General features: G+C 73.4%; 10 protein-coding genes. 1 reads left to right on the top strand and 9 read right to left on the bottom strand.

Annotated features, from left to right (window positions below; all coding sequences use genetic code 11):
• Nucleotides 1-76: 76 nt before the first annotated feature.
• On the bottom strand, nt 77-1942 hold the full coding sequence (gene lepA / locus ACIQCH_RS31425) for a translation elongation factor 4 (RefSeq protein ID WP_402586495.1): 1866 nt from the start codon (nt 1940-1942) through the stop codon (nt 77-79).
• A gap of 197 nt (nt 1943-2139) precedes the next feature.
• Between lepA and rpsT the strand changes: the two genes are divergently transcribed.
• The gene (gene rpsT, locus ACIQCH_RS31420) at nt 2140-2406 is read left to right on the top strand and encodes a 30S ribosomal protein S20 (protein WP_030205502.1); all 267 of its coding nucleotides are present in this window, start codon (nt 2140-2142) and stop codon (nt 2404-2406) included.
• A 706-nt stretch (nt 2407-3112) separates the two neighbouring features.
• Here the strand turns inward: rpsT and holA are convergent.
• The 8 genes from holA to leuS all read right to left on the bottom strand — a co-directional run bounded on the left by holA (nt 3113) and on the right by leuS (nt 14745).
• On the bottom strand, nt 3113-4102 hold the full coding sequence (holA, locus tag ACIQCH_RS31415) for a DNA polymerase III subunit delta (protein ID WP_402586493.1): 990 nt from the start codon (nt 4100-4102) through the stop codon (nt 3113-3115).
• A gap of 59 nt (nt 4103-4161) precedes the next feature.
• On the bottom strand, nt 4162-4422 hold the full coding sequence (locus ACIQCH_RS31410) for a hypothetical protein (RefSeq protein ID WP_402586491.1): 261 nt from the start codon (nt 4420-4422) through the stop codon (nt 4162-4164).
• Between the two features lie 170 nt (nt 4423-4592).
• Nucleotides 4593-5474: a YceI family protein gene (locus tag ACIQCH_RS31405; protein WP_402586489.1), complete on the bottom strand. Its 882-nt coding sequence runs from the start codon at nt 5472-5474 to the stop codon at nt 4593-4595.
• Between the two features lie 260 nt (nt 5475-5734).
• On the bottom strand, nt 5735-8335 hold the full coding sequence (locus ACIQCH_RS31400) for a ComEC/Rec2 family competence protein (protein WP_402586487.1): 2601 nt from the start codon (nt 8333-8335) through the stop codon (nt 5735-5737).
• Nucleotides 8336-8400: 65 nt separating this feature from the next.
• Entirely contained in the window at nt 8401-9087 is a 687-nt protein-coding gene (locus ACIQCH_RS31395) for a helix-hairpin-helix domain-containing protein (RefSeq protein ID WP_402586485.1), read from the bottom strand.
• Nucleotides 9088-9694: 607 nt separating this feature from the next.
• Nucleotides 9695-10540 carry a DegV family protein gene (locus tag ACIQCH_RS31390; RefSeq protein ID WP_402586483.1) on the bottom strand — a complete coding sequence of 282 codons (846 nt, stop codon included), beginning with the start codon at nt 10538-10540 and terminating at the stop codon, nt 9695-9697.
• A gap of 340 nt (nt 10541-10880) precedes the next feature.
• On the bottom strand, nt 10881-11684 hold the full coding sequence (locus ACIQCH_RS31385; protein WP_402586482.1) for a hypothetical protein: 804 nt from the start codon (nt 11682-11684) through the stop codon (nt 10881-10883).
• A 196-nt stretch (nt 11685-11880) separates the two neighbouring features.
• On the bottom strand, nt 11881-14745 hold the full coding sequence (leuS, locus tag ACIQCH_RS31380) for a leucine--tRNA ligase (protein ID WP_402586480.1): 2865 nt from the start codon (nt 14743-14745) through the stop codon (nt 11881-11883).
• Between the last annotated feature and the right edge of the window lie 73 nt (nt 14746-14818).

The raw sequence follows: 14818 nt of genomic DNA, 5'->3' as shown, positions 1-14818 counted from the left end.
CCCGATACGGGACGCGAACACCGGCCCAACGGCAGCCGAACCCGGAGCGAACCGAACCGGGGCGCGGCCGGAAGGGCTACTTCTTCTTGGCGCCGGACTCGTCGCTCGACAGGACGGCGATGAAGGCCTCCTGCGGCACCTCCACCGAGCCGACCATCTTCATCCGCTTCTTGCCTTCCTTCTGCTTCTCCAGCAGCTTCCGCTTACGGGAGATGTCACCGCCGTAGCACTTGGCGAGGACGTCCTTGCGGATGGCGCGGATGGTCTCGCGGGCGATGACCCGGGAGCCGATGGCGGCCTGGACCGGCACCTCGAACGCCTGCCGCGGGATGAGCTCGCGCAGCTTGGCGACCAGGCGCACGCCGTACGCGTACGCGGCGTCCTTGTGGGTGATCGCCGAGAAGGCGTCGACCTTGTCGCCGTGCAGCAGGATGTCGACCTTGACCAGGGAGCTGCTCTGCTCGCCGGTGGGCTCGTAGTCCAGCGACGCGTAGCCGCGGGTCTTGGACTTCAGCTGGTCGAAGAAGTCGAAGACGATCTCCGCGAGCGGCAGCGTGTAGCGGATCTCGACCCGGTCCTCGGACAGGTAGTCCATGCCGAGCAGGGTGCCGCGGCGGGTCTGGCACAGCTCCATGATCGAGCCGATGAACTCGCTCGGCGCGAGGATCGTGGCGCGCACGACCGGCTCGTACACCTCGGAGATCTTGCCCTCGGGGAACTCGCTCGGGTTCGTGACGGTGACCTCGCTGCCGTCCTCCAGCACCACGCGGTAGACCACGTTCGGCGCGGTGGCGATCAGGTCGAGCCCGAACTCGCGCTCCAGCCGCTCGCGGATCACGTCCAGGTGCAGCAGGCCCAGGAAGCCGACGCGGAAGCCGAAGCCGAGCGCCGCCGAGGTCTCCGGCTCGTACACGAGGGCCGCGTCGTTCAGCTGCAGCTTGTCGAGCGCCTCGCGCAGGTCCGGGTAGTCGGACCCGTCGAGCGGGTACAGACCGGAGAAGACCATGGGCTTGGGGTCCTTGTACCCGCCCAGCGCCTCGGTCGCGCCGCCCGTCATCTGGGTGATCGTGTCACCCACCTTGGACTGGCGGACGTCCTTCACACCGGTGATGAGGTAGCCGACCTCGCCCACGCCGAGCCCGTCGGCCGCGAGCATCTCGGGCGAGTTGGTGCCGATCTCCAGCAGCTCGTGCGTGGCGCCGGTGGACATCATCCGGATGCGCTCGCGCTTGTTGAGCTGGCCGTCGACGACACGCACGTACGTGACGACACCGCGGTACGAGTCGTACACCGAGTCGAAGATCATCGCGCGGGCCGGTGCGTCGGCCACGCCCACCGGAGCGGGCACGGTCTGCACGACGCGGTCGAGCAGGGCGTCCACGCCCACACCCGTCTTGGCGGACACGCGCAGCACGTCGTCCGGGTCGCAGCCGACCAGGTTCGCCAGCTCCTCGGCGAACTTCTCCGGCTGGGCCGCCGGCAGGTCGATCTTGTTGAGCACGGGAACGATCGCGAGGTCGTTCTCCATCGCCAGGTACAGGTTCGCCAGCGTCTGGGCCTCGATGCCCTGCGCGGCGTCCACCAGCAGGACGGTGCCCTCGCAGGCGGCCAGCGAGCGGGACACCTCGTAGGTGAAGTCGACGTGACCCGGCGTGTCGATCATGTTCAGGATGTGGGTCTTGCCCACACCGTCACCCGTCCGGGGCTCCCAGGGCAGACGCACGGCCTGGGACTTGATCGTGATGCCGCGCTCACGCTCGATGTCCATGCGGTCGAGGTACTGGGCACGCATCTGCCGCTGCTCGACCACACCGGTCAGCTGGAGCATCCGGTCGGCGAGGGTCGACTTGCCGTGGTCGATGTGCGCGATGATGCAGAAATTGCGGATCAGCGCCGGGTCGGTACGGCTCGGCTCGGGCACGTGGCTAGGGGTCGCGGGCACGCAGTGTCCTGATTCTCGTTCTCGGGCGATGTCGGATCGGGATCGATACGCAGACCCCCATGGTCCCATGACGCGGCGACTGTGCTCGGTTTGGGCCGACCGAACGGCACCTGGTAACGTGGACAGCTGTGTCTTGTGTGCCCTCTCAGCTAGCAAGACGCATCCGAAGAAAACTCTGAACCTGTAAAGGCTCTTTCGTGGCGAACATCAAGTCCCAGATCAAGCGCAACAAGACGAACGAGAAGGCCCGCCTTCGCAACAAGTCCGTCAAGTCCGCGCTGCGCACCTTCATCCGCAAGGCCAACGAGGCCGTGGCCGCCGGCGACGTCGAGAAGGCCACCGTGGCCGCCCGCGCCGCCTCGCGCCAGCTGGACAAGGCCGTCTCGAAGGGTGTCATCCACAAGAACGCCGCCGCCAACAAGAAGTCGGCGCTGGCCACCAAGGTTGCCTCCCTTCAGGGCTGAGCTCTGATGTAACCGCCGGTAGGGACCCAGCGGGCCCTCTCTCTCCGCTCCCGACCGGCATCCCGCGCCGCACGCGGCCTGCGTTCGCCACGCGGGTGCGGCGCACCACAGCGGTACCGAAGGCCCCGGCCGTCCTGGGAAGGACGCCCGGGGCCTTCGTCATGCAGACCCACCCCACCGACCCACCGGCCGCCCACGAGGGCGTAACGATCCGCAGCAACCCCAGCCCAGCCCCCACCGGCCCGCCGGCCGCCGAACCGCCCAGCACCACATGGACGTCGTGGGCGGCCTATGTCCGACCCCCATCGGCCCGCCAGACGCCGAGCCGACCTGAGGGGCGTAGCGATCCGGGGCGTGGACCCCGAGGTGGAAGGCACGGGAGTCGTCCGGGGAATTCGGCTCCCTGACCGTCCTTCCTGGAGCCTCCCGCCGAAGGGTGTCTGCCTCCGGGGCGGGGTGGGCCGTCAAGGGTGGAGCGCAGCGGAATCGCCGAAGGCGACGCCCGAAGGGCGCCCTTGACGGCCCGCCCCGCCCCGGAAACACCCTCAAGAGGCGGGTGGCTCCAGGACCCTCTCCGACCCCGCCCCGAGCACCCCGGCAGGCGACCCGGGCCGCCTGAGGAAACCGCCGGCCACCAAACCCACCAACCACCAGCCAGCCGCCCACCAAACGGCCAACCGGCCAACCGGCCAACCGGCCGGCAACCTCACCGGCGGCTGCGGGCCGCTCGGGCGACGGCCACCACGGCCTTCTCCAGGGCGTACTCCGGATCGTCGCCGCCACCCTTGACCCCGGCGTCGGCCTCGGCGATCGCGCGGAGCGCGACGGCCACCCCGTCCGCGGACCAGCCCCGCATCTGCTGCCGCACCCGGTCGATCTTCCACGGCGGCATGCCCAGGTCCCGGGCGAGGTCACCGGGCCGGGCGCCGCGCGGTGCGGACGCGAGCTTGCCGATGGCCCGTACGCCCTGGGCCAGCGCACTGGTGATCAGCACGGGTGCCACCCCGGTCGACAGCGACCACCGCAGCGCCTCCAGGGCCTCCGCTGCCCGGCCCTCCACCGCGCGGTCGGCCACCGTGAAGCTGGAGGCCTCCGCCCGGCCGGTGTAGTAGCGCCCGACCACGGCCTCGTCGATCGTGCCCTCGACGTCCGCGCACAGCTGCGCGGCCGCGCTGGCCAGCTCCCGCAGGTCGCTGCCGATGGCGTCGACCAGCGCCTCGGTCGCCGCGGGGGTGGCCGACCGCCCGAGTCCCCGGAACTCTCCGCGTACGAACGCCAGCCGGTCCGCCGGCTTCGTCATCTTCGGGCAGTCCACCTCGCGCGCCCCCGCCTTCCGGGCGGCGTCCAGCAGGCCCTTGCCCTTGGCCCCGCCGGCGTGCAGCAGGACCAGGGTGATCTCCTCGATGGGCGCGTCGAGGTACGCCTTCACGTCCTTGACGGAGTCGGCCGAGAGGTCCTGCGCGTTGCGCACGACCACCACCTTGCGCTCCGCGAACAGAGACGGGCTCGTCAGCTCGGCGAGGGTGCCGGGCTGCAGCTGCTCGGGGGCGAGGTCGCGGACGTCCGTGTCGGCGTCGACGGCCCGGGCGGCCGCCACGACCTCCCGTACGGCACGGTCGAGCAGGAGCTCCTCCTGCCCCACCGCGAGGGTGACGGGGGCGAGGGGATCGTCGGTGGGGTTCTTCCTGGTGGCCATCGCCGTCCAGCATCCCACGCCCCACCGACAACCCCGCCCGGCCGGCGCCCGCTACGGGATTACGGGGCTTCCAGCCACCCTTCGTACTCGGCGGCGAGGGCGTCGAGCCCGGACGGGTCCAGGCGGGACTCCGGGTCCTCGACGACGACCAGCCACTGGGCGTCCTCGGCGTCGTCCTCACCGGCGAGCGCATCGCGCACGAGCTGCGGTTCGTCGGCGACGCCGAAACGGTCGGCCAGTTCGACCGCGACCTCCTCTGCGGAGTCGCGGTCGGGGAGCACCAGTACGTGTCGAGCGTTCACGGGCCCATTCTCCGGCATGCCCTCCCGCCCGCCGCATGGCGGTCAGAAGGGCATGGAACCAAAGCCGGCCCCCGACACCCGGCGCCCGGCACCCGGCACCCGGCACCCGGCACCCGGCAGCCACCAGCTAGCAGCCAGGCCAGACACCCCACACCCAGGCACCCAGCACCCCTACACCCCCACCCCCCTCAGTTCTTACGCACGATCTGGACGTCCAGCCCCACCTTCACGCTGGACCCGATGGCCGCGATGCCGTGCGCGAGCATGGACTGCCAGTTGAGGGTGAAGTCCTCGCGGTGCAGTTCCGTGCTCGCCCGGCAGGCCGCTCGGGCCTCGCCCTCCAGCCCCGTGCCGAGACCGAGGTACTCGGTGTCGAGGGTCACCGAACGGCTCACCCCGTGCAGGGTCAGCGCGCCCGCGACCGCCCAGCGGGTTCCGCTGCGGTGGATGAAGCGCTCGCTGTAGAACTCGATCGTCGGGTAGCGGGCGGCGTCGAGGAAGTCGGGCGAGCGCAGGTGGTCGTCACGCATGCGCACGCCCGTGTCGATACTGGCCGCGTCGATGATCACGTGCATGGAGGAGTCCTCCATGCGGCCGGCGATCCGCACCGCACCCGCGAACGTGTTGAACCGGCCCCGGATCTTGGCCAGTCCGATGTGACGGGCCGTGAAACCTATCGAGGAATGGGTCGGTTCGAGTTCCCAGTGCCCCGGCTCCGGCAGCAGGGGCGGGTCCACGTCCTCCAGGACGATGTCCCCGGGCCCCGGCTGGCCCCCGGCCACGAGCAACGCCGACGCGTGGTACGGCGCGTAGCCGTCCGCCGTGACGGCCACGCGGTACTCGCCCTCCGGAACGACCGCGTGGAAACCTCCGTACGGGTCCGTCTCACCCGCCGTGATGCGGCGACCGATCGGATCGGTCACCTCCAACTTGGCCAACCGGACCGGCCGGTTGGCCCCGTCGACGACCCGCAGGCTGAACAGTGCCGCCGCCGGTGGCAGCAGCACCTCCTGCGTGTGGGTCGAAGCGCCCGTGCCGGCCGTCTCATGCCCCCGTCGGCGACCGAACATGTTGATGCACCCCCGTGCTTGTCTGTGATCACGCTCCTTTGGCGAAAACGCATTCGATCATGCGGCCGACTTCGGGGCAAACAGCACGCGCCCTGTCCGGTTCCCAACTGTTGCCCTTGGCCTCCCGTCCGCCTCCCGTGGGCCTCCCCTGCGCCACCCGTTCACCTCCCTTCCCCCTTCCCCCTTCCCCCTTCCCCCTTCCCCCTTCCCCTTCCCCCTTCCCCTTCGCCTTTCCCCCTTCGCCTTTCCCCCTTCGCCCCTCACCCCCCGCCCCGGGCGACCTGGAGCGCCGCGCGGTCGCCGAGGACGGCGAGGGGGCCGTCGGTGTCGGTGCGCACGACGGTGGCGCCCGTCGAGCGGAGCAGGTCGAGCGTCGCCGGGGCCGGGTGACCGTAGCGGTTGGCCGCGCCCACCGGGACCAGGGCCAGGCGCGGGCGGACCCGTCGGATCAGGGCCGGGGACTGGTGCACCGAACCGTGGTGGGCCACCTTGAGCACGTCCACCGGACCCAGTTCCGGATGGGTCGTCAGCAACTCCTCCTGGGCCGCCGGTTCGAGGTCGCCGAGCAACAGCAGGCTCAGTCCCGCCGTGCGGGCCAGCACCACGACGCTGGCGTCGTTCGGGCCGCCCGCCGGCGGCGGGGCACCGCTCGGCGGCCACAGGACCTGCCACTCCACCGCTCCGACCCGGCGGTGCTCGCCGGCGGATCCCGTCAGCACCGGGATCCGGGCCGCGGCGGCGGTACGGCGTACGAACGCGGCCTGCTCCGCCGGCTCCTCGTACCCCGTGGCCTGGATGGCGCCGACGACCCGCCCGTCGAGGACCCCGGCCAGGCCGCCCACGTGATCGGCGTGGAAGTGCGTGAGCATGAGGAGCGGCACCCGGGTGATCGACAACTCGGTCAGGCAGCGGTCCACCGGCCCAGGGTCGGGACCCGCGTCCACGACCACGGCCGTACCCGGGCCCGCCGCCAGGACCCCGGCGTCGCCCTGGCCCACCGAGCACTGCACGTAACGCCAGTCCTCGGGCGGCCAGCCCGTCAGCACCCGGGTCAGCGGCACCGGCCGCAGGACCGCGAGGACGAGCGCCAGGACGGCTGCCGCGGAGAGCAGGCCCCGCGCCCACCGCGACCGCCCCCTGCCCCCACCCCGGCTCCCCCCGGGGGCCGACGGGGCCGGCGGCACCGCCTGATCCGACCGGCCCGACCCACCCGACCCGCGCAACTCGCGCAACTCGCCCGACCGATCCGACCGATCCGGCGGGCCCGGCGGCTCCGGTCCGTGCCAGCGCGCCACGGCCGCACCGGTGATCAGCGTCACCATGGCGAGCAGGGCACCGCCCGCCGCACCACCGGGCCAGGCCAGTTCGGCGCCCGGCAGTGACGCTCCGGTGCGGGCCACGGCGGCGATCCAGTCCGCCGGTACCGCGGCACACCGGGCCACCAGTTCCGCGACCGGCATGGCCACCGGCGCCACTGCCAGTGCGGCGAAGCCCAGGACCGTGGCGGGAGCGGCGGCCAGCTCGGCCAGCAGGTTGCAGGGCACGGCCACCAGGCTCACCCGGGCCGCCAGCACCACCACGACGGGCGCGCACACCGCCTGGGCGGCCGCGGCGGCCGCCACCGCCTCCGCGAGCCGGGCCGGGACGCGACGCCGCTGCAGCGCCTCGCTCCACCGGGGTCCGAGGGTGAGCAGGGCGCCGGTGGCCAGTACGGACAGCAGGAACCCGTAGCTCCGGGCCAGCCACGGGTCCCACAGCACGAGCAGCAGGACGGCTGCGGCCAGTGCGGGGACCAGGGACCGGCGGCGTCCGGTGGCGATCGCGAGGAGGACGACCGCCCCGCAGGCCGCCGCCCGCAGCACGCTCGGATCGGGCCGGCACACGAGGACGAACCCGAGCGTGAGCGCCGCGCCGCACACCGCCGTGGCCCGCAGGGACAGCCCCAGGCGGGGTGCCAGCCCCCCGCGCTCGGCGAGCGAGGCGCGCCCGGCCGGTCCGATCAGGAGGAACAGCACCACGGTGAGGTTGGAACCGGACACCGCCAGCAGGTGCACGAGGTCGGTCCTCCGGAAGGCCTCGTACAGGTCCGCGGGCACCCGCGAGGTGTCGCCCACCACCAGCCCCGGGAGGAGCGCGCGTGCGTCCGCCGGCAGGGCCCGGGTGGCCTCGCGCAACCCGTCCCGCAGGGCGCCGGCGGCCCGCTGGACGGCGCTGGGCCCGGCGATGACGTCCGGTGGGACGGCGGTGCCCACCCGCAGGACGGCCACCGCGCGTTCGCCGGTGTCCCGGGCGGGCGCGAGGCGGCCCGTCACGCGCACGCGGGTGGACGGGAGCAACCCGGCCCAGGCCCGGTGTCGCGCCATGACGAGCACGGGGGTGTGCGTACCGACCCGCCCGTGCGCCAACCCCGGCCCGGCGGGCGTCCCCGACCCGGCGGGCGCCCCCGACCCGACGCCACCCAGGTCCACCTCCGTCAGTTCCGCGTCGAGGAGGACGGCGGGCGGGCCGTTCCGCGGGCGGCGGGGGTCGGAGGTGACGGTGAGCTCCACCGACACGCGGGCGTGCTCGCGGGCCAGCCCCGGTACGGGTCCGGCGCGGGCGTCGGCGGCCCGCAGCCCGCCCGCGGCGCCGCCCGCGACGGCACTCAGCAACACGGCGGCCAAGGCCGTGAGGCCGAGCCCACGACGGGAGCCGCGGGCCGCGACGACCAGGAGGCCGCCGGCCAGGACCAGCCCGCCCGTCACCCCGGCGAGGGTCTGGCCGGCGGGTGCCGTGAGGGCGAGCGCTGCCGCCCCCCAAGCCGCGAGGGCGGGACCCACCAGCCTCAGGTCCGTCGGGCCCTCGTCCCGTGCCGCGGGCACGTCCTCGGGCCGTCGTGACGCGGTGCGTGCCGGGCGGCGGTCCGCAGGCGCCGGCCGCGGGCCGTTCACGGCCGCACCAGGGCGCGCAGGTCGGCGAAGCGGCGCTCACCGATGCCGTTGACCTGGCGCAGGTCCTCGACGGAGCGGAAGCCGCCGCGGGTCGTACGGAACTCGACGATGTGCTGGGCCAGGACCGGTCCGACCCCCGGGAGGCCGTCGAGCTGGTCCACGGTGGCGGTGTTGAGGCTGACCGGCACGCCGGGGCCGGTGGTCCCGCCGCCGGGACCGACCGGTGCACCGGGGGCCGTGGCCGGCTGCGGGACGCCGACCAGCACCTGTTCACCGTCCACCAGGACCCGGGCCCGGTTGAGGCCGGTGGTGTCCGCACCCGGGCGCACTCCCCCGGCCGCCGCCAGGGCGTCCTCGACCCGGGCACCGGCGGGCAGGCGGCGGACGCCGGGGTCCCGGACCTTGCCGGAGACGTCCACCACCACCGCGGACGGCGTGGGTGAGGGGGCCGCGGCAGGAGGCCCGGGAGGCGGGGCCGGAGCCGAGGACACGACCTCGGGCGCGGCCACCGCCTCCGGCCGGCCCGAGACGAACTGCTGGACGGCGAAGCCGACCGCCACGAGCAGGATGACCGCGACGGCCGCCAGCGCCCGCGGTTCGAGCCCGCACCTGAGCTGCAGCCACAGGGGCAACCGGTCGCCCACCCGGGCCCGGATCCGGTCCCGGAGCGGGAGCGGCGTCATGGGTGGCAAGGGTGCTGGTTCGGACACGGACACGGGCGCGGGTGCGGGGGCGAGTTCGAACACCGGCGCGGGCGCGGGCCCGGGTGGCGGGTCGTACGCCGTGTCCTCCGCCGCGGCCGACCCGGTGGGGTGCACGGCCGCGCCCCCCGCGCGGTCGTCGAGGGCCGGCGGGGCCAGGGTCGGCGGGAGGGGGTGCCGATCCGGGGGTGGATCCGGTGGCGCGGGCGCCGGGCGGGTCGGGAACAGCGCCGCGGCGCGGGCCCGTACCGCGGCGGGATCGGGCGTGACGCGGCCGCGGCGGGCGGCGCGGCTGTCGGAGCCTGCGGCGCGGCCGGGGCCGCTGGTCACGGGCGACGCGGCCGTACGCGTGCGGAGCGGACGGGGAGCTCGGGCGGTGTGCGGCCTACGCGGCACGGGAGTTCGAAGAGTCATGGCACAAGACGGTAGGGGCGAAAGGGAATTCCCGGCCGGGCCGCCGTAAGTCTGTGGAAAGACTGCCGCTTGTGGATAACTCGGTCACCCGTGAGGGTGAGCCCACGAGGGCGGGGAGTGGGAGTGAGAGTGGGATCAGACGTGCGGGGCGGCTCGGTCGCCGCCCACCGGTGCGTCAGCGGGGCGAGACCACCGCGGCGAGCAGTCCCGGTCCGGTGTGCGCGCCGATGACCGCGCCGACCTCGCTGACGTGCAGCTCGACGAGGCCGGGGACGCGTTCGCGGAGGTGCTCGGCGAGCTTCTCGGCGCGTTCGGGGGCCGCGAGGTGGTGGACCGCGATGTCCACGTCGGCCGTGCCGGCGCGGTCGACGGCGAGTTCTTCGAGCCGGGCGATGGCCTTCGAGGCGGTGCGCACCTTCTCGAGCATCTCGATGCGCCCGCCGTCGAGCTGGAGCAGCGGCTTGACGGCCAGCGCCGAGCCGAGCAGCGCCTGGGCCGCCCCGATGCGGCCGCCGCGGCGGAGGTAGTCGAGGGTGTCGACGTAGAAGAAGGCGGACATGCCCGACGCCCGCTTCTCGGCGGCCGCGACGGCGTCGTCGAGGGACCCGCCGGCCTCGGCGGCCTCGGCGGCGGCGAGCGCGCAGAAGCCGAGGGCCATGGCGACCATGCCGGTGTCCACCACGCGCACCGGCACGGGCGCGGTCTTCGAGGCGAGGACGGCGGCGTCGTAGGTGCCGGAGAACTCGGCGGAGAGGTGGAGCGAGACGATGGCACTGGCGCCCTGGTCGGCGGCGGTCCGGTAGGCCCGGACGAAGTCCTCCGGGCTCGGGCGGGAGGTCGTCACCGAGCGGCGCTTCTGGAGGGCGAGGGCGAGGGAGCGGGCGGAGATCTCGGTGCCCTCCTCGAGGGCTTCGTCGCCGATCACGACCGTCAGGGGCACCGCCGTGATGTTGTGGCGCCGGATCGCCGGGTGGGGCAGGTAGGCCGTGGAATCGGTGACGATCGCGACATGGCGGGACATGAGCGGGAGGTTACCGGGAGCGGAACCCGGGTGGCAGCTCGGGGGCGGTCGGCTGCGGGTCGCCGCAGCCGTCCGGGGGCGGTTCACGCCGCATCGCCCCTGCCCCGCAGCGATCCACACCGCGCCGCCGCGGCCCCGCGACGCTTCACGCCGCCCCGCCCCGGCCCTTGCGGCGGTTCACACGGTGTCGCCGCGACGTTCGCGGCTGCTCACGGCGCGCCGCCCGACTTCCGAGGCGGCTTCCGGTGCGTCGCACCGGCCCCCGCGGCAGTCCACGGCGAACACCGCCGCCGCCCTTGCGCGGCGCGGAAAGCCCGAGACGGCCCCGGCGGGCCGGCCGTCAGGCCGTTTCGGGCCGGCGCTTCGTCGCCTGCCAGGGGTGGGCGGCGGTCGCGGCCGGGTCCGGGGCGTGCAGGGCCTTCGGGGACGGGGCGGCGGTCGCGTCGGATGCCGGCGGGGCCGCGGGAGCGGCCTGCGTCCGGAGCCCTTCGTCCGCCCCACCCGCCGGCGTGCGGAGGGAGTCGTCCGCCGGACCGGCGGACGCCGCACCCGTCGACGCCGCGAACGCGTCGTCCAGGAAGTCAGGGGCGGTCGTCGGGGAGGACCAGTCGCGGAGCGCGTCCGACTCCACCTCGATCTGGGCGGTCAGGTGGGCGAGGTCGTCGTCGGCGAAGCGGCGGGCACGGTCGTGAGCGGCCCAGCGAAGGGAGTCGGCGGACCGGACGATGCGCTGCGTGCGTGCGCGCAGGTCGGGCAGCCGCTCGATGATCTTGCTCTTGTCGGGCTCCTGCTCCAGCCGCTTCAGCTCCGCGTCCAGCTCCCGCCCGTGCGCGCTCAGCTGCTCGAAGAGCGAGAGCGACTCCTTCAGGGAGGGGTCCTCCCGGACGCCCTCGTGCAGCGCCGCCTGCGTGGCGCGCATCGAGGTGCGCAGGTCCAGGCGGAGCTGGGCCAGGGCGCCCCCGGTCCCGACCTGCCCCAGGCTCTTGGCGCGCAGGGTGGTGTCCTCCACGGTGCGCCGGGCCTGCTCGATGCCGCGGTCCACGCCGCGCTTCGCCGCCCCGACGGCCTTGGCCGTGACGTAGACGCCCAGGCCCACGAAGGTGAAGAACACCAGCAGCACCAAGATCAGCAACGTGGCCTCCATCAGAGCTGTCCCTTCCCTGGTCCGATCCGACCGACCCGACCCGACCCGATCTGATCCGGTCCGGTCCGGTCCGGTCGGCCGCCCCGGTTCTGCGTCCCTTCCACCGTAAACGCGACGGGCAGGTCGGGGGTTCCATTCGAACCCCCAACCTGCCCGTACGGGATCTCCCTGAGAGGAGACCGCCGGCGTCAGATCGTCAGATGACGATGTTGACCAGCTTCGGCGCGCGCACGATCACCTTGCGGATCTCGGCCCCGCCCAGCGCCGCCACGACCGCGTCGTCGGCCAGCGCCAGCTTCTCCAGGTCGTCGTCCGAGATGGTCGGCGGCACCTCCAGGCGCGCCTTGACCTTGCCCTTGATCTGCACGACGCAGGTCACGGCCTCGTCCACGACGTACGCCGGGTCGGCGACCGGGAAGTCCTGGTGCACCACGGACTCCGCATGACCCAGGCGGTGCCACAGCTCCTCGGCGACGTGCGGGGCCAGCGGGGCGATCAGCAGCACCAGCCGCTCGGCCACCGACCGCTCCAGCGGCCTGCCCGCCTTCGTCAGGAAGTTGTTCAGCTCCGTGATCTTGGCGATGGCCGTGTTGAAGCGCAGCCCGGCCATGTCGGAGCCGGCCCCGTCGATGGCCTTGTGCAGGGCGCGCAGCGTGGCCTCGTCGGGCTCGCCGTCCACGACGGTGACCGCGCCGGTCTCCTCGTCGACGATGTTGCGCCACAGGCGCTGCAGCAGCCGGTACTGGCCGACGACCGCGCGGGTGTCCCACGGGCGGGAGACGTCCAGCGGGCCCATCGCCATCTCGTACAGGCGCAGGGTGTCGGCGCCGTACTCGGCGCAGATCTCGTCGGGCGTGACGGCGTTCTTCAGGGACTTGCCCATCTTGCCGTGCTCGCGGCGCACCGGCTGGCCCTCGTAGAAGTAGCCGCCGTCGCGCTCCTCGACGTCCGCGGCCGGCACGTACACGCCGCGCGCGTCGGTGTACGCGTAGGCCTGGATCATGCCCTGGTTGAACAGCTTGTGGAACGGCTCGGCCGAGGAGACGTGGCCCAGGTCGAACAGCACCTTGGACCAGAAGCGCGCGTACAGCAGGTGCAGCACGGCGTGCTCGGCGCCGCCGACGTACAGGTCGACGCCGCCGTGCGGGGCGCCCTCGCCCGGGCCCATCCAGTACTGCTCGACGGCCGGGTCGACCAGGGCCGCGTCGTTGTGCGGGTCCAGGTAGCGCAGCTCGTACCAGCAGGAGCCGGCCCAGTTGGGCATGGTGTTGGTCTCGCGCCGGTACGACTTCACGCCGTCGCCCAGGTCCAGCTCGACGTGGACCCAGTCCTCGGCGCGCGACAGCGGGGTCTCGGGCTGGGAGGTGGCGTCGTCCGGCTCGAAGGTGCGCGGCGAGTAGTCGTCGACCTCGGGCAGCTCCAGCGGCAGCATCGACTCGGGCAGCGCATGCGCGACGCCGTCCTCGTCGTAGACGATCGGGAAGGGCTCGCCCCAGTACCGCTGACGGCTGAACAGCCAGTCGCGCAGGCGGAAGTTGACGGTGCCGGCGCCGATGCCGCGCTCGGCCAGCCAGTCGGTGATGGCGGCCTTGGCCTCGACGACGCCCAGGCCGTCCAGGGTGATGCCGTCGCCGGCGGAGTTGACCAGCTCGGCGTCGTACGAGGCGAACGCCTCGTCCCACTCGGCCGGGTCGGTGCCGCGGCCGTCGGTGGGCCGCACGACGCAGCGCATCGGCAGCTCGAAGGCGCGTGCGAACTCGAAGTCGCGGGCGTCGTGGGCGGGGACGGCCATGATGGCGCCGGTGCCGTAGCCCATCAGGACGTAGTCGGCGATGAAGACCGGGACCTTCTCGCCGCTGACCGGGTTGACCGCGTACTCGCCGGTGAAGACGCCGGTCTTCTCCTTGGCGTCGGCCTGGCGCTCGACGTCGGACTTGGCGGCGGAGGTGGCGCGGTAGGCGGCGACGGCCTCGGCCGGGGTGGCGTGGCCGCCGGTCCACTTCTCGTTCGTGCCCTCGGGCCAGGCGGCCGGGACGAACTTCTCGACCAGCGGGTGCTCGGGCGCCAGGACCATGTAGGTGGCGCCGAACAGGGTGTCGGGCCGGGTGGTGAAGACGGTGACGGCCTCGTCGCCCAGGGCGAAGTCGACGCGGGCGCCCTCGGAGCGGCCGATCCAGTTGCGCTGCTGCAGCTTGATGGCCTCGGGCCAGTCCAGCTCCTCCAGGTCCTCCAGCAGCCGGTCGGCGTACGCGGTGATGCGCATGTTCCACTGGCTCAGGCGGGCCTTGAAGACGGGGAAGTTGCCGCGCTCGGAGCGGCCGTCGGCGGTGACCTCCTCGTTGGCCAGGACGGTGCCCAGCCCGGGGCACCAGTTGACGGGCGCGTCGGAGGAGTAGGCCAGGCGGAACCCGCCCAGGACGTCGGCGCGCTCGGCGGCGGTCAGCGCGGACCAGGTGCGCCCACCGGGGACCTCACGCGTGCCGGCCTCGAACTCGGCGACCAGCTCGGCGATCGGGCGGGCCTTCTTCGCGTCGCCGTCGTACCAGGAGTTGTAGATCTGCAGGAAGATCCACTGGGTCCACTTGTAGTAGTCCGGGTCGATCGTGGCGAAGGAGCGGCGGCGGTCGTGGCCCAGGCCCAGCCGGCGCAGCTGCTTCTTCATGTTCTCGATGTTCGCCTCGGTCGACACGCGCGGGTGCGTGCCGGTCTGCACGGCGTACTGCTCGGCCGGCAGGCCGAAGGCGTCGAAGCCCAGGGTGTGCAGGACGTTGTGGCCCGTCATGCGCTGGTGGCGGGCGAAGACGTCGGTGGCGATGTACCCCAGCGGGTGGCCGACGTGCAGGCCGGCGCCGGACGGGTAGGGGAACATGTCCATGATGAACTTCTTGGGGCGCGCGACGACCGCGGGGTCCCCGGCGAGGTCGCCCGTCGGGTTCGGGGCCTCGTAGGTCCCCTGGGCGTCCCAGGCGTCCTGCCAGCGTGCCTCGATGTCGGCGGCCATCGCAGCCGTGTAACGGTGCGCCTCGACCGCCTCGGGGGCCGGGGAATTCGTCTCGCTCATGATTCTTGAAGCTCCATCGATCGTCTCTGCCGTGGGTTCCGCGCCACCAAACGAAAAAGCCCCTCGCACAGGA

Origin of the sequence: Streptomyces sp. NPDC093225, assembly GCF_044753805.1 — a bacterium.
In the GTDB taxonomy this organism is placed as follows: domain Bacteria; phylum Actinomycetota; class Actinomycetes; order Streptomycetales; family Streptomycetaceae; genus Streptomyces.
The sequence above is the reverse complement of the archived record's forward strand: the minus strand, read 5'-3'. Positions and strand labels throughout refer to the sequence as shown.

What these genes read in the sequence shown, in the direction of transcription:
- ACIQCH_RS31410 (WP_402586491.1), bottom strand. Translation starts at nt 4,422, where the DNA reads ATGCCGGAGAATGGGCCCGTGAACGCTCGACACGTACTGGTGCTCCCC.
- ACIQCH_RS31395 (WP_402586485.1), bottom strand. Translation starts at nt 9,087, where the DNA reads ATGACGCCGCTCCCGCTCCGGGACCGGATCCGGGCCCGGGTGGGCGAC.
- leuS (WP_402586480.1), bottom strand. Translation starts at nt 14,745, where the DNA reads ATGAGCGAGACGAATTCCCCGGCCCCCGAGGCGGTCGAGGCGCACCGT.
- holA (WP_402586493.1), bottom strand. Translation starts at nt 4,102, where the DNA reads ATGGCCACCAGGAAGAACCCCACCGACGATCCCCTCGCCCCCGTCACC.
- ACIQCH_RS31390 (WP_402586483.1), bottom strand. Translation starts at nt 10,540, where the DNA reads ATGTCCCGCCATGTCGCGATCGTCACCGATTCCACGGCCTACCTGCCC.
- ACIQCH_RS31405 (WP_402586489.1), bottom strand. Translation starts at nt 5,474, where the DNA reads ATGTTCGGTCGCCGACGGGGGCATGAGACGGCCGGCACGGGCGCTTCG.
- ACIQCH_RS31385 (WP_402586482.1), bottom strand. Translation starts at nt 11,684, where the DNA reads ATGGAGGCCACGTTGCTGATCTTGGTGCTGCTGGTGTTCTTCACCTTC.